General features: G+C 60.7%; 17 protein-coding genes and 1 riboswitch. Of the genes, 5 read left to right on the top strand and 12 right to left on the bottom strand.

Annotated elements, in window-relative coordinates; all coding sequences use genetic code 11:
- Positions 1–41: 41 nt before the first annotated feature.
- From JFT58_RS10100 to JFT58_RS10060, 9 genes are all read right to left on the bottom strand, one after another.
- Positions 42–2,612 (bottom strand): hypothetical protein, encoded by a 2,571-nt coding sequence (locus tag JFT58_RS10100; RefSeq protein ID WP_054896257.1) that lies wholly within the window; start codon positions 2,610–2,612, stop codon positions 42–44.
- A gap of 163 nt (positions 2,613–2,775) precedes the next feature.
- A complete protein-coding gene (locus tag JFT58_RS10095) occupies positions 2,776–3,489 on the bottom strand; it encodes a PqiC family protein (protein WP_032873461.1) in 714 nt (237 codons plus the stop codon).
- Between the two features lie 173 nt (positions 3,490–3,662).
- Positions 3,663–5,927 (bottom strand): DNA topoisomerase IV subunit A, encoded by a 2,265-nt coding sequence (gene parC, locus JFT58_RS10090; protein ID WP_020301636.1) that lies wholly within the window; start codon positions 5,925–5,927, stop codon positions 3,663–3,665.
- 70 nt (positions 5,928–5,997) lie between these two features.
- Entirely contained in the window at positions 5,998–6,993 is a 996-nt protein-coding gene (locus JFT58_RS10085) for an esterase-like activity of phytase family protein (RefSeq protein WP_060765791.1), read from the bottom strand.
- Positions 6,993–8,897 carry a DNA topoisomerase IV subunit B gene (gene parE, locus JFT58_RS10080; protein ID WP_003188026.1) on the bottom strand — a complete coding sequence of 635 codons (1,905 nt, stop codon included), beginning with the start codon at positions 8,895–8,897 and terminating at the stop codon, positions 6,993–6,995. Before parE ends, JFT58_RS10085 begins: the two co-directional genes overlap by 1 nt.
- 46 nt (positions 8,898–8,943) lie before the next feature.
- Entirely contained in the window at positions 8,944–9,552 is a 609-nt protein-coding gene (locus tag JFT58_RS10075) for a YqiA/YcfP family alpha/beta fold hydrolase (protein ID WP_014716651.1), read from the bottom strand.
- Positions 9,553–9,730: 178 nt separating this feature from the next.
- Complete coding sequence (gene cpdA / locus JFT58_RS10070) at positions 9,731–10,543, bottom strand: 3',5'-cyclic-AMP phosphodiesterase (protein WP_054896255.1); 813 nt, start codon at positions 10,541–10,543, stop codon at positions 9,731–9,733.
- A gap of 97 nt (positions 10,544–10,640) precedes the next feature.
- Entirely contained in the window at positions 10,641–11,090 is a 450-nt protein-coding gene (locus tag JFT58_RS10065) for a DUF1249 domain-containing protein (protein ID WP_003188022.1), read from the bottom strand.
- Positions 11,081–11,698, bottom strand: coding sequence for an NUDIX domain-containing protein (locus JFT58_RS10060; RefSeq protein ID WP_034125636.1), 618 nt, complete (start codon positions 11,696–11,698; stop codon positions 11,081–11,083). The genes JFT58_RS10065 and JFT58_RS10060 overlap by 10 nt, the downstream gene beginning before the upstream one ends.
- A gap of 193 nt (positions 11,699–11,891) precedes the next feature.
- Between JFT58_RS10060 and JFT58_RS10055 the strand changes: the two genes are divergently transcribed.
- Positions 11,892–12,638, top strand: coding sequence for an RsiV family protein (locus JFT58_RS10055; protein WP_054896254.1), 747 nt, complete (start codon positions 11,892–11,894; stop codon positions 12,636–12,638).
- 182 nt (positions 12,639–12,820) lie between these two features.
- Here JFT58_RS10055 and thiC read toward each other — a convergent pair whose 3' ends face one another.
- Positions 12,821–14,710, bottom strand: a complete 1,890-nt coding sequence (gene thiC, locus JFT58_RS10050; protein ID WP_034125634.1) for a phosphomethylpyrimidine synthase ThiC — start codon at positions 14,708–14,710, stop codon at positions 12,821–12,823.
- Positions 14,711–14,859: 149 nt separating this feature from the next.
- Positions 14,860–14,965: riboswitch (TPP riboswitch) on the bottom strand.
- A 196-nt stretch (positions 14,966–15,161) separates the two neighbouring features.
- Here thiC and JFT58_RS10045 point away from each other — a divergent pair.
- Entirely contained in the window at positions 15,162–16,601 is a 1,440-nt protein-coding gene (locus JFT58_RS10045; RefSeq protein ID WP_032893875.1) for a TolC family outer membrane protein, read from the top strand.
- A 118-nt stretch (positions 16,602–16,719) separates the two neighbouring features.
- Here the strand turns inward: JFT58_RS10045 and waaA are convergent, their stop codons facing one another.
- Both waaA and JFT58_RS10035 read right to left on the bottom strand, forming a co-directional pair.
- Positions 16,720–17,997 (bottom strand): lipid IV(A) 3-deoxy-D-manno-octulosonic acid transferase, encoded by a 1,278-nt coding sequence (gene waaA, locus JFT58_RS10040; RefSeq protein WP_054896253.1) that lies wholly within the window; start codon positions 17,995–17,997, stop codon positions 16,720–16,722.
- Between the two features lie 23 nt (positions 17,998–18,020).
- A complete protein-coding gene (locus tag JFT58_RS10035) occupies positions 18,021–18,911 on the bottom strand; it encodes a LysR family transcriptional regulator (protein WP_014716644.1) in 891 nt (296 codons plus the stop codon).
- Between the two features lie 103 nt (positions 18,912–19,014).
- Between JFT58_RS10035 and JFT58_RS10030 the strand changes: the two genes are divergently transcribed.
- From JFT58_RS10030 to JFT58_RS10020, 3 genes are read left to right on the top strand one after another with little or no spacing between them, the layout of a single operon-like run.
- On the top strand, positions 19,015–19,350 hold the full coding sequence (locus JFT58_RS10030) for a DMT family transporter (RefSeq protein ID WP_003188013.1): 336 nt from the start codon (positions 19,015–19,017) through the stop codon (positions 19,348–19,350).
- A 55-nt stretch (positions 19,351–19,405) separates the two neighbouring features.
- Complete coding sequence (locus JFT58_RS10025) at positions 19,406–20,581, top strand: NAD(P)/FAD-dependent oxidoreductase (RefSeq protein ID WP_054896252.1); 1,176 nt, start codon at positions 19,406–19,408, stop codon at positions 20,579–20,581.
- Positions 20,578–21,390 carry an aldo/keto reductase gene (locus tag JFT58_RS10020; protein ID WP_054896251.1) on the top strand — a complete coding sequence of 271 codons (813 nt, stop codon included), beginning with the start codon at positions 20,578–20,580 and terminating at the stop codon, positions 21,388–21,390. Before JFT58_RS10025 ends, JFT58_RS10020 begins: the two co-directional genes overlap by 4 nt.
- The last annotated feature ends 3 nt before the right edge of the window (positions 21,391–21,393 follow it).

Raw genomic sequence — 21,393 nt, 5'->3', positions numbered from 1 at the left:
CACAAGCCCGCAGAGAACGAACACCTGCGGGCTTTCGAGTACTATTTGATTTTCTTGCTATCCACGACATTAATGGTTCGGCGTGGAATCCAGCCTGACCTGACCTGGTCCAAAAGCTGATACCCACTCATTTTAAAGTTGGACCCGACGGGTAGCGGCCTTTCTATCTGGACAGACCATTGTCCAAAACCATCGACAACCGCGTACCCAAGTGGAATTCCGGGCCTGTTCTCCTGATTCAACTCAACCACGGCCCCCACAACGCCAGTGCCTTTTACAAGAGGCTGGCGGCCAACGGTCTGGTTTTCGGCAGGGGTTTCGATAACCGGAGCATCGGGAACCTGCACTACCTGGAAGGTCCTATTCGCCAGCCAGCGGGCGATTTTACCGTCAAGCTGCTGATAGCCCGTCATGACAAAGGAGTTTGTGACCGGCAGAGGCTGATCAACCTGCACCGACCAGCGTCCATAGCCATCGACAGTGGTGGTCGCCAAGGCGTTATACGGGTCACCCGATTTGAGCAACACGACGGTCGCGCCCGCAATACCACTACCTGACACAACTGGCCGACGTCCTGTTTTCACACCTTGTGCAGGGGTTTCGATAATCGCCAGATCGGGAGCATCGACAACCTGGATAGTTCTATTGGCCAACCAACCGGATCTTTTCCCCTCAATCGACTGATATCCAGTCATGGTAAAGGCTGGTGGGCTTATCGGCAGCGGATTATCAACCTGCGTGGCCCATCGCCCATAACCATCGACGGTAGTAGTGGCTAAAATATTTTCAGGTTTGTACGACTGCATCAACACAACAGTAGCACCTGCTACACCCGTACCGGTCACAAAAGGCCGGCGGCCCGTTCTGACGCTTTGGGCCGGCGTTTGGATAATCGCCGGATCAGGTACATCAACAACCTTGAGTGTCCTGTTCGCCAGCCAACCCGAACGTTTTCCATCAAGGGTTTGATAGCCGGTCATGGTAAAGGCCGGTGGACTTATCGGTAGAGGGCGCTCTATGCGCACTGACCAGCGGCCATAGCCATCGACCCTAGTAGTGGCCAGCGGATTGTAAGGATCGTTGGATTTAAGCAACACCACAGTAGCACCAGGAACACCGGTACCTGACACTTGCGGCAGGCGGCCAACTTCGACATTTTGGGCGGGGGTCTCGATTATTGCCGCAGGCACGCTCAGTTCAGCCACCTTGAAGCTGCGATTGCCAGATAACACCGAGGTTCTTCCCCCAAAAGTTTGTCGGGCAGTATAAGAATAACTGCCAACATCATGCACTGACAGCGAGTACACCGACCAGTTGCCGTTGCCATCGGCAATGGCAGTGCCCACGACTTCCTCGGGCTTGGAAGCATTTACTATTTCAATACGTGCGCCAGGCCAGGCAGTGCCGGCAAATACTGGCTGTTTACCGGTGCTGGCCCCCTCGAGAGGGACCGCAATGACGGGAGCGGGGACCGTGGTTGTACAGTAAGGAAAACCCGCCCCATCAAGCGCGACCGCGACTATCGCCTCGTCCGGCCCGGCGCTGCACACAAGCACTTTAACCTTGCCGGAAGAGTCCTCAAATGTCTGCCCCGCAAGTAGCGTAGGATCGTTGGTTCTTGGCGTCTCTGGCGTGGCATCAATCTGCACATTCTGCACGCCTTGCTCCCTCGCATAACGCATCCACACGCCATTGACCCGGTTGTCATTCTCCGGAAAGTTATCAAAGACCGTAGGTTTCCTGTATTCGAGCGACAACAACGGGTAGTAGGCCCCACCGGGCGAATGGGTTTCAGGGATCTTGATCAGGTACAGCTGCGGGCCTTCGCGTCCCAACACCTTCAAACTGTAAAGGCCGGTGCGCGTGATAGTCGTCGCCTGGCCATCATCCAGCCAGCCGACATAGCGGCGGCTGACCGCAGGATAAAGCGTGCCACCACCTGACACTGAGTCACCAGTGTCTCCATACTCAACGTAAGTGCAATCAACAGGCGCACTCACAGACGCGCCATTGCGGGGGCAGCCTATGAGGCTTCCCCCATGACGAAAGCCTAAATTATGACCAAGCTCGTGCTTGTAAACATGCGGCGAGCCTGCCTTGCCAAACACTCCAACATGCCTACCGGGGGTAAAGGCCAAGGCGCCACCGCCACAATTAACGATGTTAATTTCATAGTCGAAATCATCGGGATTAAGGCCATTCTTTTCGGCAGTCTTGCGACCCTCCGCGATAGACGTGGACATAGAGCATCCCTCAGGCTTCGGTCCAGACGTCGCCTCCACTACCCGCCCCTCCAACTTCAGCTTTCCACCGGACGCAGCCAGAATATAAGAGCGTAATGAATTAGGATCAGTAGACAGCGTATGCAACTCCACCTGATCCCTGTCCAACACTCGCTCTCCCTGCCAATGGGTTACCGTGACCAGCATCCTCTTGGTGCCCGTCACAGGGCGGATTATCTGACTCAAGCTTGACAGTTCACCTTCGGCGGGCGGAAGTTCATCATTTTCAAGGCCGCCAAATTCACGATTAACTTCATGGCTACAGCCCATGAGAGCAACACTTAATGCACTACAAAAAAACCAAGCGAGGAAGATCGATATTTTTTTCATGAGTTCAGTACCTTAAGAGATAGGACTGAAATCACACTAGAGACCTTATGCGCAGCTGGATACTGTCAGAATTAACAGGTACGCAGAATTAGGCGCTGGCGTTTTACAGCAGGCATGAAAAAGCCCGCGGGCTTGGCGGGCTTTTTCAAAAATAAATTTCAGATCAGAACCTGAACACTTCCAGATCCGTACGAATCGGCGTGGCCATCGGCATCTTCGGCTTTTCCGGGGCCGCAGGCTTGGCCTGGGCGGGGGCCTGTTTACGCGGCTGCGCTTCGGCAATCGGCGGCTGGTTGGCCAGTGGTTTGAGCGCCACCGACAACTGCTGTGCCAAGTGCTGCAACAGCACACCCTGGGCCTGGACCTGGGACGCAGTGGTGCCGGCGTGTTCTTCCTGCAGGTGCACAATGCGGTTGTCCCGCACCTGCCCGCGACGGTCGATCAGGCGCCACTGTGCATCCAGGATCGCCGGTTGCGACTTGCCGGAATCCAGCCGCGTAATGGTCAGCAACACCTGTACATCCGGGGTGAACCCGGAGGGTCCCGGCGCCAGGACTACTCGCTGGCTGTCTAACTGGCCGGCGACCTGACGCAACATCAACTGGTTGATATCCGACGACAGGCTACCGGCCCAACGACCATCTGTGGAACCTTGCAGGCTGCCGTCGTTCTGACGTTGAAGCAGGGTTTCGCGTTGCAGGTAATCGGCAACGACTACCGGCCCCAGCAATACTGCCATGCCAGCGGTTTGGGCTGGCTGAGCCGGACTTCCGCTGTCCAGCTGGTACAGCGACACCGGTTGATGTGTGCTGCAACCCGCCAACCCCAAAAGGCCAGCGAGCATCAAAAATAGAGGAAGGCGTGGAGCAGTCATCATCCCATCCAAGTGGCTGCCACAAGGCGAACCACAATGTAATACTAAAAATAACCTGAACACGCTCGGCCACGCCGGCGCTGGAAAGGCCATATCATCCGTGAATATGCGCCATGACTCCAGCGCGAAAGCATCGATCTACGCGTTAAATCGTAGATCGAGGCCTCTAGTACCGCTTAAACCGGCGTTTCGACCAGCAAGGCATCCACTCGCTGGAAGCCTCGTGGCAGTTTGTTACCTCGCCGGCCACGCTCACCCTTGTAGTGTTCAAGGTCGTCAGGGCGCAATGACAACGTGCGCTTGCCGGCCTGGAGCACCAGGGTAGAGCCTTCCGGGACCACGGCGATGTCAGTCACATACTCCTCGCGACTGGCCACCCGGTCACCGGGAATCCCGATGATCTTGTTGCCTTTACCCTTGCCCAACTGCGGCAAGTCGCTGATCTTGAACACCAGCAAGCGCCCTTCGGTGGTCACCGACGCCAGCCAGTTGCTTTCACGATCCTCCACCGGCCTTGGCAGGATCACCTTGGCATTGTTCGGCAGGCTCAACAGCGCCTTGCCCGCCTTGTTCTTGGCCTGCAGGTCTTCACCCTTGACCACGAAACCGTAACCGGCGTCGGAGGCGATGACATACAGCGAATCATCGTCCGGCAACAGCACGCACTCGAAATTCGCCCCCGGCGGCGGCGTGAGGCGCCCGGTCAACGGCTCGCCCTGCCCCCGTGCAGACGGCAGGGTATGGGCCGGCACCGAATAACTGCGCCCGGTCGAGTCGATAAACACCGCAAACTGATTGGAACGCCCGGCGGCAGCGGTCTTGAAGCCATCACCGGCTTTGTACGAAAGGCCGGTGGCGTCAATATCATGCCCTTTGGCGGAGCGAACCCAACCCTTTTCCGACAGAACGACGGTAATTTTCTCGTTGGGCAACAGTTCGGTTTCGGTCAGGGCCTTGGCTTCAGCGCGCTCGACGATAGGCGAGCGACGGTCATCGCCATAGGTTTCGGCGTCTTTGATCAGTTCGCTACGCACCAGCTTCTTGAGCTTGGCTTCGCTGCCCAGCAGGGCTTGCAGCTTGGCTTGCTCCTTGAGCAGTGCATCCTGCTCGTCGCGCAGCTTCATTTCTTCCAGGCGTGCCAACTGGCGCAAGCGGGTGTCGAGGATGTAGTCCGCCTGGATTTCGCTCAGCTCGAAACGCGCGATCAGCTCGGCCTTCGGATGCTCGGCGGTACGGATGATATGGATCACTTCATCCAGGTTGAGGTAGGCGATCAGCAAACCGTCCAACAGATGCAAGCGGCGCTCAACCTTGTCGAGGCGGAATTGCAGGCGGCGGCGCACGGTTTGTACACGGAACTCCAGCCATTCCACCAGCAGATTGCGCAGGTTCTTCAACTGCGGCTTGCCGTCCAGGCCGATGATATTGACGTTGACCCGATAGCTGGACTCCAGGTCGGTGCTGGCAAACAAATGCTGCATCAACACTTCATGATCCACCCGGCTGTTGGTCGGGATGATCACGATACGGCACGGGTTCTCATGGTCGGACTCGTCACGCAGGTCGGCCACTTGCGGTAATTTCGACGGCTTGGCCTGCATCAACGCGGCGATCTGCTCCAGCACCTTGGCACCCGATACCTGGTGCGGAAGCGCCGTCACAATAATGTCGCCGTCCTCAATGTGGTACACGGCACGCATACGCACCGAGCCCTTGCCCGTTTCGTACATCTTCAGCAGGTCGGCGCGCGGCGTGATGATCTCTGCTTCGGTCGGGTAATCCGGGCCCTGGATATGCTCGCAGAGCTGCTCGACCGTAGCCTTGGGCTCATCGAGCAAGCGCACGCAGGCGGTGGCGACTTCGCGCAGGTTGTGCGGCGGCACGTCGGTGGCCATGCCGACCGCGATACCGGTGGTGCCATTGAGCAGGATATTCGGCAAACGCGCCGGCAACACCAGGGGTTCGTCAAGGGTGCCGTCAAAGTTCGGCCCCCAGTCGGCAGTGCCCTGGCCCAGCTCGCTGAGCAGCACTTCGGAATAACGCGACAACCGCGCCTCGGTGTAACGCATGGCGGCGAAGGATTTGGGGTCATCCGGTGCCCCCCAGTTACCCTGGCCGTCCACCAGGGTATAGCGGTAGCTGAACGGCTGGGCCATCAGCACCATCGCTTCATAGCACGCCGAATCGCCGTGGGGGTGGAACTTACCGAGCACGTCACCGACGGTACGCGCCGACTTCTTGTGCTTGGAATCGGCGTCCAGGCCCAACTCACTCATGGCGTAGATGATGCGCCGTTGCACGGGCTTCAGGCCGTCGCCGATATGCGGCAAGGCACGGTCCATGATCACGTACATGGAGTAATTGAGGTAGGCATTTTCGGTGAATTCAGCCAGCGACCGGCGTTCTACGCCATCTAAGCTGTCTGCGAGGATGTCACTCATGCGGGCCTCATCATGGGGTAAGGCGCAGCGGAACTGCCGCTGCGCTGATTCAATTCAAAAAAATCTCGACTCATGGCTGGGCACTCCAGCCGCCATCCGGAGCGGCAAAACGATAGACCATCGGACGTTTTTCACCATCGGCACGCGGGCCGAAATTGTTGTCGATCCCGACCCAGGCACCGTCGGCATCCACCAACAGGGCTTCAGCCAGGCCATACGACTGCGGGTAACGTCGCTGTGGCGTCAGGGTTTCGTCGGCAAACGACCAGCACAGCTCAACCTTGGCCGTGAGCGGGTCGCGCCGGCAGATCTGGAACGCATTGCGCTCCAGGGTAAACAGCTTGCCGTTGAACAGCGACAAGTCGGCAAAGTCCTTGGACACGGCCTTGGCGTTGGGGAACTGCGCCGGCTGCACTTCCTGGCCGGCCTCGCTCAACAATACACAACGGCCATCACAATCCCATACGCTCTGCCCACGCTTGATCGAGACCAGGCCACGGCGTTCACGCTCGGCAGCCAGCCAGATCTGATTGCCTTCAGGGTTTACCGCCAAGCCTTCGAACAAGGCATTAAAGTGCAGCAACATGCCACTGGCCCTGGCTTCACGCACCATGCCCGGCGCGATTTTCAACCACTCCGGCGCGCCCGTGGCGGGCACCTGCAACACCGCGGCATGGGCTTCGCTGACAATGTAACGGTTGCCTGCGGCATCACAGCTGATGCCTTCAAAGTCCAGGTCACCACCACGTATGAACGAAGCGGCCTTGGTGCGCGAACGCAAGCCCCAAGGCAGGCCGGACTCGGGCACGGGCGGCACGTCGATCTTCAGCGCTTGCGCGCTCCACGTCGGCGCACGGGTATCCAGGCGGTAAATCTGGTCGTCATCGCGGTCCGAAACCGTCCACAGCTCGTTGCCACACAACGCCAGGCCCGACAGGTTCCCACCGCGCATGCCGTCAACCGGGTGTTCCGAGACCAGCTTGAGCTCTGCCACGCTGGCTGCGGCCACCTGGGTGACCGCCAGCCCGCTCAACATCAGGATCGCCAGGGCGAAGCCTGTGCGCATCAGCCCAGAACCTCGGCCAGGTTGCCTTTGGATTCAAGCCAGGTCTTGCGGTCGCCAGCGCGTTTCTTAGCCAGCAGCATGTCCATCATTTCCGAGGTAGCGGCGAAGTCTTCCAGGGTCAACTGCACCAGGCGCCGGGTGTTCGGGTCCATGGTGGTTTCGCGCAGTTGCGGCGGGTTCATCTCACCCAGGCCCTTGAATCGCGTGACCTGTGGCTTGCCGCGTTTCTTCTCGGCCACCAGGCGGTCGAGGATGCCATCGCGCTCGGCTTCGTCCAGAGCGTAGAAAATCTCCTTGCCCAGGTCGATGCGATACAGCGGCGGCATGGCGACGTAGACGTGACCGGCATCCACTAATGGGCGGAAGTGCTGCACAAACAACGCGCACAGCAAGGTAGCGATGTGCAGGCCGTCGGAGTCGGCGTCGGCGAGGATACAGATCTTGCCATAGCGCAGCTGGCTCATGTCCGCTGCACCCGGGTCGACCCCGATGGCCACGGCGATGTTGTGCACTTCCTGGCTGGCCAGCACTTCGCTGCCGTCGACTTCCCAGGTGTTGAGGATCTTGCCGCGCAGTGGCAGGATCGCCTGGAACTCCTTGTCCCGCGCTTGCTTGGCGGAACCGCCGGCGGAGTCACCTTCGACCAGGAACAGCTCGGAACGCATCGGGTCTTGCCCGGCGCAATCGGCCAGTTTGCCCGGCAGTGCCGGGCCCTGGGTGATGCGCTTGCGCTCGACCTTTTTGCTCGCCTTCAAGCGCCGGCCGGCGTTGTTGATCGCCAGCTCCGCCAGGGCCAGGCCCAGCTCGGGATGCTCGTTGAGCCACAGGCTGAAGGCGTCCTTGACCACGCCAGAGACAAACGCCGCTGCCTCGCGGGACGACAGGCGCTCCTTGGTCTGGCCGGAAAATTGCGGTTCCTGCATCTTCATCGACAGCACGAACGCGATGCGCTCCCACACGTCTTCCGGCGCCAGCTTGACGCCACGCGGCAACAGGCTGCGGTATTCGCAGAATTCACGCATGGCATCCAGCAAGCCTTGGCGCAAACCGTTGACGTGGGTGCCGCCCTGGGCCGTGGGGATCAGGTTGACGTAGCTTTCCTGCACGCTGTCGCCACCTTCGGGCAACCACAGCAGCGCCCAGTCCACCGCTTCTTTATTACCCGAAAGGCTGCCGCAGAACGGCTCGTTGGGCAGGCGTTCGAAGTCGCTGACCGAGTCTTCCAGGTAGGAACGCAGGCCGTCTTCGTAGTGCCACTCGACCTTCTCGCCGGTGCCTTTGTCTTCAAAGCTGACCAGCAGCCCCGGGCACAGCACGGCCTTGGCCTTGAGCACGTGCTTGAGGCGGCTGATGGAGAATTTGGGCGAATCGAAATACTTGGGGTCCGGCGCAAAGTACACGCTGGTGCCTGTGTTGCGCTTGCCAACGGTGCCGATCACTTCCAGGTCGGTGGCTTTGTAGCCATCGGCGAAGGTCATCTGGTACTCGTTGCCGTCGCGCTTGACCTTGACCCGCACCAGAGTCGACAGCGCGTTGACCACGGAAATACCCACACCGTGCAAACCGCCGGAGAACTGGTAGTTCTTGTTGGAGAACTTGCCGCCGGCATGGAGCTTGGTAAGGATCAGCTCGACGCCCGGCACACCCTCTTCGGGGTGAATGTCCACCGGCATGCCACGACCATCGTCGGACACTTCCAGGGAATGGTCGGCGTGAAGGATGACTTGCACCGACTTGGCGTGCCCGGCCAAGGCTTCGTCGACGCTGTTGTCGATGACTTCCTGGGCAAGGTGGTTCGGCCGACTGGTGTCGGTATACATGCCGGGGCGTTTGCGCACCGGGTCGAGGCCCGAGAGGACTTCGATGGCGTCGGCGTTATAAGAGCTAGCGCTGGGAGTGGCCATGGGGTCTCGTCGTGAGTCGTTCGATTAAAAAGTGACCTGCGATTTTTTACAGTGACGAAAAATCGAAGGATTGAAACTGATCTGCGCCAATGCCGGCAAAACACAACAGTGCCGGCAATTGCTGGGCGAACCCCTGGTAGCCATGGTCGCCACCGGCCTGGATGCGCAAGGCGCAGGCCCGGTAATACTGTTGGGCCAGGCGATAATCCAGGGTTTCGTCCCCGGTCTGCAACCACACCTGATAACGCGCGGCATCCTGGGGCGCCGGTACTTCCAGCTCGGCCAGGGCCGTGACGTGGTCCTGTGTCAATTCCCAGGTCTCATCGGTGTAGAGGTTCTTCTGGGTGCCCAGGTAACCGTCGAACATCCGATGGGGACTGACCGCCGGGTTGACCAGCAACGCCTTGAGACCATGGCGTTCTGCAAGATGGGTTGCATAGTAGCCGCCGAGTGAGCTGCCGACCAGCAGTGGCCGGCCCAGTTGCGCAATCGCTTGCTCCAATTGAAGAATCGCCTGACGAGGGTGGTGATGCAGCGCCGGTACACGTAGCTGGTCGGACAGGCCGAGGGTGCCCATCACAGTGGTCAACTGGCTGGCCTTGTTGGAAGCCGGCGCACTGTTGAAACCGTGGATATACAGGATCGAAGCGGACATGCCGGGCTCTCCGTGCTGGGGCCAAAGAGGCGCAGTTTACAGGGAATGCAGGCAGAAGCGGACCCAATGTGGGAGCTGGCTTGCCTGCGATGGCGGCGATTCAGTCAACGAGTCAGCGCCAGGTACACCGCCATCGCAGGCAAGCCAGCTCCCACCCTTTGATCAGTGTTTGCAGGTCTTAATAGCCGTTGCTGCCGTAATCGACGGTGAACGCAAAGCCCACCAAACGCTCCACCCCCGTCTCCAACCGTCCGTCGCCATGCAAACGCAACCAGCGATAACCCGGCGCCTGCTCGCTGACCTGGAAACCCTCACTTCCCGGCGCGAACTGGATACAGGTGGACGGCGAAGCCAGCAGTCGCACCCCGTTGCGCTCGCCGTCGATCTCCTGATGCACATGGCCCCAAAGCAATGCCTTGGTCTGCGGGAAGCGCTCAAGCACGGCAAACAGCGCCTCGGGGTTGCGCAGGCCGATAGGCTCCATCCACGCACAACCGATGGGCACCGGATGATGGTGGAAACACACCAGGTGATGGCGGTCCGGCGCTTCGCTCAAGGCCTGCGCCAGCCGTTGCAGTTGCTCGTCTTGCAAGTAGCCCGGCACCGACCCGGGTACCGCCGAATCCAGCAGGGTGATACGCCAGTTGCCGATATCCACCACCGGTTCGAGCAAATCACTGTGCATGGCAGCCTGGGCCATGACCTGCGGTTCGTCGTGGTTGCCGGGAATCCAGCGCGCCGGGGCGCCAAGGGGAGCGGTCAAATCGCGAAACTGCTGATATGACGCCAGCGTGCCGTCCTGAGACAAGTCGCCGGTCGCCAGTATCAGGTCGATGGCCGGCTGTTGCGCACGCACCAGCTCGACCACCCGCTGCAGGCTTTCACGGGTATTCATGCCCAGCAACGTGGCGTCAGCGTCGGCGAACAGGTGGCTGTCGGACAACTGCACCAGCAACACGGCATCAGGATTCACGGCGGATACGCTCGGCAAGGCGCTCTCCCTGGCAACTACAGGAATGGACATTTGGCGCGATTATGCTGGGGCAGGACACAAAGAGGAAACCCAAGGAAGCAGGCACAGTTCACCTCTACCGCACCACTTCAAACTCATGGCCCAAGGCCAGGCAGTGGCTGAGCCATTCGCCGAGGAACACATTGAGCTGTGCTTTCTCATCGGGCTGGTGCATGAACACATTCGGGTAAGGATAGATGCTGCGAAAGCGTCGTGCGTGCTCGGCACTGATCACTTCGGCCATACGCGCGTCGTGGTACACCTGTACTTCCAGTTGCGGCACCGGCAACCACGGCAGGCTGTGCTCCTGGCGCACCCGCAGGGTGGTGGTGTACGGGCAGGTGAGAATGACTTCCAGGGTCAGCACACCGAGCATCTGATCGCCATGGGTGACAGCAATGCGCCGCGCCTGGGGGGCGTGGCGCATGTCCGGGAGCAGGCGCATCAGCCGCGCATAGTTGGCCTCGCAGGCCGCTTGCAGCCCGATCAGGTCAACTCGATAACGTTCCCGTGCCTTTACTGCCATAACCCCCTCACTTCCGCGCGATTAAGCGCAAGCCATTGCAGGGCGATAATGCTGGCTGCGTTGGAAATCTTGCCATCGCGCACCGCCTGCAAGGCATCTTCGAATGCCCAGACGGTGACGCGGATGTCTTCTGCTTCTTCTTCCAATCCATGGACGCCACCCGCGCCCGAGCTGTCGCATCGGCCCAGGTACAGGTGGACAAATTCAGTACTGCCGCCCGGCGACGGGAAATACTTGGTGATCGGCCACAGCGCGGAGAATGTCAGCCCAGCTTCCTCCTCGGCCTCGCGGTGTGCAACCTCCTCGGGTTGCTCATCCTTGTCAATCAGGCCGGCGACCATCTCCACCAGCCAGGGGTTGTCGGCGCGGCCCATGGCGCCGACGCGGAACTGTTCGATCAACACCACCTCATCGCGCAGCGGGTCGTAGGGCAGCACGCACACGGCGTCGTGACGCACGAACACCTCGCGGTTGATCACCCGGCTCATGCCGCCGTCAAATTTTTCGTGGCGCAGTTGCACGCGATCGAGCTTGTAGAAGCCTTTATAGGCATTGTCACGCTGAACAATCTCGATCTTGTTCGGCGTCGACTTCGCGATGTCCGTCATGGTGTCCCTCGTTAAGCTCGTGCAATGGGCGCCATCCTAACGCGCCGACGCCCGTTGATGCAGCCCCTTTGCGGTTGCCGGGAGAGGCGGCGAGCGTCAAACTCGCTGCAATCAGTTTAGTGGCGAACTGGCGGCCACGTTGGCAGTCCAAGCGCTACTCTTTTCGCTTTCCATCGATTTACGAAGGACACACATGTCGCTTTTAAAAATCGCCTCCGTGGCCTGTATTGCCTTGACCCTGGGTGCTTGCCAGAGCCTGTTCCAACCGGCCTATCTCAAGCCGCTGGACGTTACCACCGACAAATCCGAGCAGATCAAGCCCGGCTGTGACAGCCCGGCCTGCCCGCTGGTGAACATCGACACCGTGCATTTCCCCACCGAGCCACAACTCGACAGCCTGGTGGAACAGCGTTTGCTGCAAATGACCCGCACCACGCCTGGCGCCAGCGTCCCGGCGAGCCTGAACGCCTACCGGAACACCTTCCTGCGTGAGTCGCCGGACCGTCATGGCATGTACTTGCAAGCCAAGGTACGTGACCAGCATGACGGACTGGTGATCGTTGAAGTGTCCAGTTACCTGGACACCGGCGTCGCCCACGGCGAGCCAGGCCGCGGGTTTATCAACTATTCACGGATTCTGCATAAGGAACTGACCCTGGCCGACATGCTGTTGCCCGGCCAGGAGCAGGCCTTCTGGAATACCGCTAAAGTTGCCCACAACAGCTGGTTGATCAGCACCAAGATGGATCGCGATCCGGAGTTCGTGAAGAGCTGGCCGTTCCAGAAAACCCCGAACGTGGCCCTGACCAGCGGCGGCGTGGTGCTCAAGTACAACGTCAGCACCATCGCCCCTTACGCACAGGGGCTGATCGAAATCACCCTGCCCTATACGCGCCTAACCGGCGTGATCAAGCCTGAGCTGGTGCCGGCACGCCGTTGATCGGTTGGTGGTTCAAGGGTGTTATTGCAGAGGGAGATTGGGTGTTCGTCGGATCGCTATCGCGGGCAAGCCCGACTCCCACAGGGGATCGGCTGTGAACAAAAAATCTGTGTACCACTCGGCCAACTGTGGGAGCCGGGCTTGCCCGCGATGACGGCGGTGCAGACACCGCCGCCTAGGGATCAGACCTTCTTGTAGAGCTGGCTACCTTCCTGTTTGAAACGCTCAGCCTGCTCGGCCAAGCCCTTGGCCACGTCCACATCCACCGCATCGATGCGCTGGTTGGCCGCGTACTCACGCACCTCATGGGTGACCTTCATCGAGCAGAATTTAGGCCCACACATGGAGCAGAAATGCGCGACCTTGGCCGATTCCTTGGGCAACGTCTCGTCGTGGAATGCCCGTGCGGTGTCCGGGTCCAGGCCGAGGTTGAACTGGTCTTCCCAGCGGAATTCGAAGCGCGCCTTGCTCAGGGCGTTATCGCGAATCTGCGCGCCAGGGTGGCCTTTGGCAAGGTCGGCCGCGTGGGCCGCAATCTTGTAGGTGATGATCCCGGTCTTCACGTCATCCTTGTTCGGCAGCCCCAAGTGCTCCTTGGGCGTGACGTAGCAGAGCATGGCGCAACCGAACCAGCCGATCATCGCCGCACCGATACCCGAGGTGATGTGGTCGTAGCCCGGCGCAATATCAGTGGTCAGCGGGCCGAGGGTGTAGAACGGCGCCTCGTCGCAGCACTCCAGCTGCTTGTCCATGTTCTCTTTGATCAGTTGCATCGGCACATGGCCGGGGCCTTCGATCATGGTTTGTACGTCGTGCTTCCAGGCGATCTTGGTCAGCTCGCCCAGAGTCTCCAGTTCACCGAATTGCGCAGCGTCGTTGGCATCGGCCACCGACCCCGGGCGCAGGCCATCCCCCAGGGAGAAGCTGACGTCATAGGCCTTCATGATTTCGCAGATCTCTTCGAAGTGCGTGTAGGCGAAGTTTTCCTTGTGATGGGCCAAGCACCACTTGGCCATGATCGCGCCGCCACGGCTGACAATGCCGGTGACGCGATTGGCGGTCAGCGGCACGTAGCGCAGCAGTACGCCGGCGTGAATGGTGAAGTAGTCCACGCCTTGCTCGGCCTGTTCGATCAGGGTGTCGCGGAACAGCTCCCAGGTCAGGTCTTCGGCAACGCCGTCGACTTTTTCCAGGGCCTGATAGATAGGCACGGTGCCGATCGGCACGGGCGAATTACGGATAATCCACTCGCGGGTTTCATGGATATGCTTGCCAGTGGACAGGTCCATGATGTTGTCCGAGCCCCAGCGAATGCCCCAGGTCATCTTCGCCACTTCTTCTTCAATGGACGAACCCAGGGCGCTGTTGCCGATGTTGCCGTTGATCTTCACCAGGAAGTTACGGCCGATAATCATCGGTTCCAGCTCGGTGTGGTTGATGTTGGCCGGGATGATTGCGCGGCCGCGAGCGATTTCTTCGCGCACGAACTCGGGCGTGATGATTTTCGGAATACTGGCGCCGAAGCTGTGCCCGGCATGTTGTTGCTTGAGCAGGCCGCTGGCGCGAGCTTCCTCAAGCTTCATGTTTTCGCGGATGGCCACGTATTCCATTTCTGGCGTGATGATGCCTTTGCGCGCGTAGTGCATCTGGCTGACGTTGGCGCCGGCCTTGGCCCGACGCGGGTTTTGCAGGTGGGCAAAGCGCAGGTAGGCCAGGTCGGGGTTATCCAGACGTTCCTGGCCGTAGCGTGAACTCAAGCAGGCCAGCCGCTCGGTGTCACCACGCTCTTCGATCCACGGCGAGCGCACATCGGCCAAGCCTTTGCGCACGTCGATGATGACATTGGGGTCGGTATAGGGGCCGGAGGTATCGTAGACCACTACAGGGGCGTTGATTTCGCCACCAAACTCAGTGGGGGTCACATCCAGGCTGATTTCACGCATCGGCACGCGAATATCCGGGCGGGAGCCCTGCACGTAGATTTTTTGCGAGCGGGTAAATGGCTGCACGGAGCCGGAGTCGACCTTGGCCGATTCACTCAGGTGCACGGTATTTTTTAGTTTTGTACTCATCACAGGCTCTCCAACTTATCCAGGCGGTGGATTTTTGTCGGAGCGAACCTGTGACGGACGGACGCACTGGAACCAGTGCTGTGCTTGGCGCACGAGGGCTGTTCGATTGTCGAACAACATCCCGGACGAAGCACAAGAGGACTCGCCGGGTGACGAGAAATCTTGTTCCCTACGCAGGCGCTAACCTGATCAGGTTCAACGGGATCCGGTATTTACCGATCTCAGCCTTCCAACAAGGCACCCCGACAAGAACGCGGCCAGTCTAGACCATGGCGTGGGCAAATTGCCAATAGCGGTGCATTCAGCGTGATGAATGGCGTGATCGTGGGATTGTTGTGTGACGGTACGGCCACTACACTCGGGCACGGCCTCAAGGCTTGACGCCAGGCATGGCCAGCCTTAGCCTTGGGCGCTGAATTATCACCGTAATATTCTTACTAGGGATCGCCTCATGCTGCGCAAACTCTCACTGGCTGTTGCCGTGTCTTGTGCGACCAACGGACTGGTCTGGGCAGCTGAAGCGCCCTTGTCCGCCAATACCGACCTGGTCAGCGTCTATCAGGAAGCGGCGAACAACAACGCCGACCTGGCCGCTGCCCGTGCGCAGTACGGCGCGCAAAAAGAAGTAGTGCCCCAGGCCCGCGCAGGTTTGCTGCCGAATCTGTCGGCCGGCGCCGACAGCAATAACGTACGTACCCAGATCGACCAACCGGCCGCCACGGCCAACCGTGACGCCCACTCCTGGCGGGCCACCCTGAGCCAGCCGCTGTTCCGTGCCGACCGCTGGTTCCAGCTGCAAGCCGCCCAAGCCGTTAACGAGCAAGCCTCGCTGCAACTGTCGGCCTCCGAGCAGAACCTGATTTTGCAAAGTGCCGAGAGCTACTTCGCCGTGCTGCGCGCCCAGGACAACCTGGCGTCGACCAAGGCCGAAGAAAATGCCTTCAAGCGCCAGCTCGACCAGTCCAACGAACGCTTCGATGTGGGCCTGTCGGACAAGACCGATGTGCTGCAATCCCAGGCCAGCTACGACACTGCCCGGGCCAACCGCATCCTGGCCCAGCGTCAGGTGGACGACGCTTTCGAAGCGCTGATCACCCTGACCAACCGCCAATACAACTCGATTCAGGGTATCGTCCACACGCTGCCGGTGCTGCCGCCGGCACCGAACGACGCCAAGGCCTGGGTCGAAACTGCCGGGCGCCAGAACCTTAACCTGCTCGCCAGCAATTACGCGGTAACCGCCGCCGAAGAGACCCTCCGGCAGCGCAAGGCCGGCCACTTGCCGACGCTCGATGCGGTTGCGCAATACGAAAAAGGCGACAACGACGCCCTGGGCTTCAGCAACCCGAATCAGTTGCCCATCCCGTACGGTGGCGATGTGTCGCAACGCACCGTCGGCCTGCGCTTGAACATCCCGATCTACAGCGGCGGCCTCACCAGTTCGCAAGTGCGCGAATCCTATTCGCGCCTCGACCAGACCGAGCAACAGCGCGAAGGCCTACGCCGCCAGGTAGTGGAAAACACCCGTAACCTGCACCGTGCAGTCAACACCGATGTGGAGCAGGTACAGGCACGCCGTCAGTCGATCATCTCCAACCAGAGCGCGGTGGAAGCCACGGAAATCGGCTATCAGGTGGGCACGCGCAACATCGTCGACGTACTGGATTCACAGCGCCAGTTGTACGCGTCGGTGCGCAACTACAACAACAGCCGCTACGACTACATCCTCGATAACCTGCGCTTGAAGCAGGCGGCAGGCACTCTCAACCCAGGGGATTTGCAGGATCTGGCGCGCTACCTCAAGGCCGACTACAACCCGGACAAAGACTTCCTGCCGCCGGACCTCGCCAAAGCCGCTGCCGAACAGCTCAAGGCCCGCCCCGGCTATTAAGCGCACCGCCGAACCCATGTGGGAGCTGGCTTGCCTGCGATGCAGACACCTCGGTATATCTGGTACACCGAGGTGATGCTATCGCAGGCAAGCCAGCTCCCACATTGGGTTGGTGTGGTCAGTGTTTGATCAGTTTGTCCAAGCCATCCAGTAAACGCTTTAACGCGCCCTGGTTGGCCTGCATCACCTTGAGCCCAGCCTGCGCCATCTTGCGTGCGTCCTGGGGCAACTCAAACAACTGTCGCACCGCTTCGGCCAGCCCATCGGCATCGTCCACCTCTCGCAAAGCCCCGGCGTCGCGCATCATCGCGGTGATGTCAAGGAAGTTGAAGACATGCGGGCCCATGATCAGCGGTTTACCCAGCGCCGCCGGTTCCAGCGGGTTGTGCCCGCCGGTCGGCACCAGGCTGCCACCGACAAATGCGCTGTCGGCCAGGGCGTAAAGAAACAGCAATTCGCCCATGGTGTCGCCAAGCAGCACCGCGGTTTGCTCGGTGACCGGCTCACCGCTGGAGCGACGCACGGTGGCAAACCCTTGCTGCACGCAGCGCTCAAACGTCGGGCCAAAGCGCTCCTGATGACGGGGCACCAGAATCAGCAGTGCATTGGGATAGTTCGCCAGCAACTGGCGATGAGCTGCCAGCACCACGTCGTCTTCACCTTCGTGGGTACTGGCGGCGATCCAGACCGGACGCTCGCTGGCGCCCCATTGTTCACGCAGGGCGGCGGCGCGGGCCGTCAACTGAGGGTCGATGCTCAGGTCGAACTTGATCGAGCCGGTCACTTCCACGGTTTCAGGCCGTGCGCCCAGGCCGCGAAAACGTTCGGCCTCTGTCTCGGTCTGTACCGCGAACAAGCTCATTTCTGCCAGCATCGGCGCCGTCAGCTTGGCAAATCGCGCATACCCTTTGGCCGAACGCGCGGACAGCCGCGCATTGGCCAGCGCCACCGGGATACCGCGCTGGGCGCAGGCATGGATATGGTTGGGCCACAGCTCGGTTTCCATGATCACCGCCAGCGTAGGCTGCACGCGGTCGAGAAAACGCTTGGCGGCGCAGGGCAAGTCGTACGGCAAATAGCAGTGCTGGATGCGCGGTTCGTTGGCAAATAGCGCCTGGATACGCTCGGAACCTGTGGGTGTCATGCAGGTGACAGTCATCGGCAGCTGTGGATAACGCTCCAATAAGCCGCGAATCATCGGGGCGGCGGCAATGCTTTCGCCGACCGACACCGCGTGCACCCAGATCCCACCGGGCCGCATCACCGGCAAGCCATAGGAAAACCGCTCGCCCACCCGCTTGGCATAGGCCGGCGCTTTGCGCGCACGCAACCACAAGCGTAAAGCCACCAACGGCAGCGCCAGGTAAAACAGACAGCTGTAGAGAGTTCTATTCATGGCGGCGGAGTTTATCGGCTTTTTCAGTCGATCGCCTGCAAGCACTCGGCAAAACGTTTGGCCAAGAAGCGAGCGGCGGGCCCCAGGTGCTCGTCGCGGCGCCACACCAGTTCCACCACCAGGGCGGGCGGGGTCCATTCGCTGGCCAATTCGACCATCTGTTGCTGGTAGGTCGGGTATTGCACGATATGCCGAGGCAGCCAGGCCCAGCCCAGGCCACTCATCAGCCATTCGGCCAATACGTAGAAGCTGTCGGCGCGCCACACCAGGGGGCTGGCCGCTTCGCTGCCGGGGTAGACGCTGGTCTGGGTCGACATCAGCAACTGCCGAAACTGGGCCAGGTGTTGGCACGTCACGTACTGCTCCTTGGCCAACGGGTGATTGACTCCGCACACCGTGACCATTTCCACGCTGCCCACCACCCTTCGCTCCAGGGCTTCGGGAATCTGGTCGTGATAGAACAACAGCCCCAGGTCCGCCTTGCGCTCCACCAGCTTGCGCGCCACATCGCCCTGGGCCGCGCTGGACAACTGCACCTCCAGTAGCGGGTAGTGCACGGCCAGCGCCTCCAGGCTGTCGAGCACAGGCTGGAACAACATCGCCTCATCCTGAGCCAGGCGCAGGCAGGCTTCCTCGCCGCGGGTCAACGACAACGCCCGGCCAGTGAGGCGCTCACACTGGCGCAGCACCTCACGCGCTTCCTCCAGCAACACACTGCCGGCCTCGGTCAGGCGCGGTTGCCGGCCGCTGCTACGTTCGAACAGGACAACGCCCAAGTCCGCCTCCAGCAGGGCAATGCCACTGCTGACCGCCGATTGCGCCTTGCGCTGCCCACGGGCCACGGCAGAAAACGAACGCTGCTCGGCGACGCTGACAAACAGCCGCATCTGCTCCAGATCCCATTGCACGCTCATGGCTCAACCCATCTCAATTCCAGATAGGTAATGACTTTACCCCATCTGGCGAACCTCTAGAATGCCGACCTTATCAAATGCGCATCACGTCGAGGATTGCCCCATGAATGCCGCCTACTACTACTTGGCCATCGCCATCTGCTCGGAAGTGATCGCCACCGTTTCCATGAAAGCCATCAAAGGCTGGAGCACCCCTATCCCGTTGCTGCTGGTGATCGTCGGTTACGGCGTGGCGTTCTGGATGCTGACCCTAGTGGTACGCACCGTGCCGGTCGGCGTGGCATACGCGGTATGGGCCGGGATGGGCATCGTGATGGTCAGCATCGCGGCGTTGTTCATCTATGGGCAGAAGCTGGATGTACCGGCGATGCTGGGGATGGGCCTGATTGTGCTGGGCGTGGTGGTGATTCAGCTGTTCTCGAAAACCGCCGGGCACTGACCGCCACTCAACAGCCTGTATACTGCGCCTCTTGTCTTGAACACTGAGGTCGCCGATGCCATCCGTTATTTCCACCGACGTTCTGATTGTCGGCGCCGGGGTTGCCGGCCTCTGGCTCAATGCGCGCCTGCGCGGCCAGGGGTTTTCCACGGTACTGGTGGAAAGCGCCACCCTGGGCGGCGGGCAAAGCCTGAAGTCCCAGGGGATCATTCACGGCGGTGCGAAATACGCTCTGCATGGCGCCCTCACCGGCGCCTCCGAAGCCATTGCCGATATGCCGCGCCGCTGGCGTGAAGCCCTGGCCGGCAGCGGCGAGCTGGACCTGTCCGGTGTGCGCGTGCTGTCCCAGGCGCATTACTTGTGGTCGCCCGGCACGATTGCCGGCAACCTCACCAGCTTTTTCGCCAGCAAGGCCGTGCGTGGCCGCGTCGATCAGGTCAAGGGCGACGAACTGCCCCTGGCGCTGCAGGACCGTCGCTTCAAAGGCAAGGTCTATCGCCTGGCCGAGCTGGTGGTGGACGTGCCCAGCCTGATCAACCGCCTGGCGCAATTGGCCGGTGACGGTCTGCTTGCTGGTCAGCACATCGAACCGTTGCTAGAGGGTGGCACCCTGGTGGGCTTGAAGGTCGATGGCCGTGAAATCCGCGCCCAACGCATAGTCCTGAGCGCTGGCGGCGGCACGGCAGACTTGCTCGCCGCCCTGGGCCATAGCCAGCCGGCCATGCAAAAACGCCCGCTGCACATGATCATCGCCAAAGGCCCCGGCCTCAAGCCGCTGTACGCCCACTGCCTGGGCGGCGGCACCAAGCCGCGGATCACCGTAACCACCCACCCGGCCGCCGACGGCAACTGGGTGTGGTACATGGGCGGCGATATCGCCGAGGCTGACGGTGTGGCGCGTACGCCGCAAGAACAGATCGCCACCGCGCAAAAAGAGCTGGCGCAACTGCTGCCCTGGATCGACATGAGCCAGACTCAGTGGGCCACCCTGCGGGTGGATCGCGCCGAGCCGCTGCAATCGGGGCTGAGCCGTCCCGATAACGCGTTCCTTGCCGAAGACGGCCGTCTGCTGGTGGGCTGGCCCACCAAACTGGCCCTGGCGCCGGACTTCGCCGACCGCGTACTCCACGCTCTGGAGCGCGACGGCATCCGCCCAGGCGCCAATACCCCGCTGCCCGAGCTGCCAGCACCGGCAATCGGCCAACCCGCCTGGGAGCAACTGTTGCCATGAGCCTGCCAACCCTGCACGACCTGCATCGCCCCCTGGGCAGCACCGGCCTGATGGTGTCACCCCTGGGCCTGGGCACCGTCAAGTTGGGCCGCGACCAAGGGGTGAAATACCCCAACGGCTTTCAGATCCCTGGCGACGACGAGGCCCGCATGCTGTTGCGCCAGGCCCGCGAGCTGGGCATCAACCTGATCGACACCGCACCGGCCTATGGCATGAGCGAAGAGCGCCTGGGGCCGCTGCTGCGTGACCAGCGCAAGGACTGGGTCATCGTCAGCAAGGTTGGCGAAGAGTTTGCCAATGGCGTCTCCCATCACGATTTCAGCGCGGCCCATACGCGGATGTCGATCGAACGCAGTCTGAAACGACTTGAAACGGATTTTATCGACCTGGTGCTGGTGCACTCCGACGGCAACGACTTGCATATCCTCAACGATTGCGAGGTTTACCAGACCCTGGAGCAGTTGAAGAAAGACGGCAAGATTCGCGGCTTCGGCTTCTCCGGCAAAACCGTCGAGGGCGGCGTGAAAGCGCTGGAACAGGGCGACTGCGCGATGGTCACCTACAACCTCAACGAACAGGCTGAGAAGGCCGTGATCGACTATGCGGCCGCCCACGGCAAGGGCATCCTGGTGAAAAAAGCTCTGGCCAGCGGCCACGTATGCCTGGAACCGGGAATGGATCCAATTCAGGCCAGTTTCACCTTGTTGTTCGCGCAAACGGGCGTCGCCAGTGCTATTGTCGGGACCATTAATCCGCTGCACCTGGCCCATAACGTAGCAACTGCTGCCCGGGTCATTCGTCAACTCTGATGC

Origin of the sequence: Pseudomonas sp. MF6767 (assembly GCF_016405475.1) — a bacterium.
Lineage (GTDB): Bacteria > Pseudomonadota > Gammaproteobacteria > Pseudomonadales > Pseudomonadaceae > Aquipseudomonas > Aquipseudomonas paracarnis.
This window is presented reverse-complemented; position numbering and strand designations above follow the sequence as displayed.

Excerpts from the sequence above, each read along its gene's own strand:
- JFT58_RS10100 (WP_054896257.1), bottom strand. The coding sequence starts at position 2,612 with ATGAAAAAAATATCGATCTTCCTCGCTTGGTTTTTTTGTAGTGCATTA.
- JFT58_RS10095 (WP_032873461.1), bottom strand. The coding sequence starts at position 3,489 with ATGATGACTGCTCCACGCCTTCCTCTATTTTTGATGCTCGCTGGCCTT.
- parC (WP_020301636.1), bottom strand. The coding sequence starts at position 5,927 with ATGAGTGACATCCTCGCAGACAGCTTAGATGGCGTAGAACGCCGGTCG.
- JFT58_RS10085 (WP_060765791.1), bottom strand. The coding sequence starts at position 6,993 with ATGCGCACAGGCTTCGCCCTGGCGATCCTGATGTTGAGCGGGCTGGCG.
- parE (WP_003188026.1), bottom strand. The coding sequence starts at position 8,897 with ATGGCCACTCCCAGCGCTAGCTCTTATAACGCCGACGCCATCGAAGTC.
- JFT58_RS10075 (WP_014716651.1), bottom strand. The coding sequence starts at position 9,552 with ATGTCCGCTTCGATCCTGTATATCCACGGTTTCAACAGTGCGCCGGCT.
- JFT58_RS10065 (WP_003188022.1), bottom strand. The coding sequence starts at position 11,090 with ATGGCAGTAAAGGCACGGGAACGTTATCGAGTTGACCTGATCGGGCTG.
- JFT58_RS10060 (WP_034125636.1), bottom strand. The coding sequence starts at position 11,698 with ATGACGGACATCGCGAAGTCGACGCCGAACAAGATCGAGATTGTTCAG.
- JFT58_RS10055 (WP_054896254.1), top strand. The coding sequence starts at position 11,892 with ATGTCGCTTTTAAAAATCGCCTCCGTGGCCTGTATTGCCTTGACCCTG.
- thiC (WP_034125634.1), bottom strand. The coding sequence starts at position 14,710 with ATGAGTACAAAACTAAAAAATACCGTGCACCTGAGTGAATCGGCCAAG.
- JFT58_RS10045 (WP_032893875.1), top strand. The coding sequence starts at position 15,162 with ATGCTGCGCAAACTCTCACTGGCTGTTGCCGTGTCTTGTGCGACCAAC.
- waaA (WP_054896253.1), bottom strand. The coding sequence starts at position 17,997 with ATGAATAGAACTCTCTACAGCTGTCTGTTTTACCTGGCGCTGCCGTTG.
- JFT58_RS10035 (WP_014716644.1), bottom strand. The coding sequence starts at position 18,911 with ATGAGCGTGCAATGGGATCTGGAGCAGATGCGGCTGTTTGTCAGCGTC.
- JFT58_RS10030 (WP_003188013.1), top strand. The coding sequence starts at position 19,015 with ATGAATGCCGCCTACTACTACTTGGCCATCGCCATCTGCTCGGAAGTG.
- JFT58_RS10025 (WP_054896252.1), top strand. The coding sequence starts at position 19,406 with ATGCCATCCGTTATTTCCACCGACGTTCTGATTGTCGGCGCCGGGGTT.
- JFT58_RS10020 (WP_054896251.1), top strand. The coding sequence starts at position 20,578 with ATGAGCCTGCCAACCCTGCACGACCTGCATCGCCCCCTGGGCAGCACC.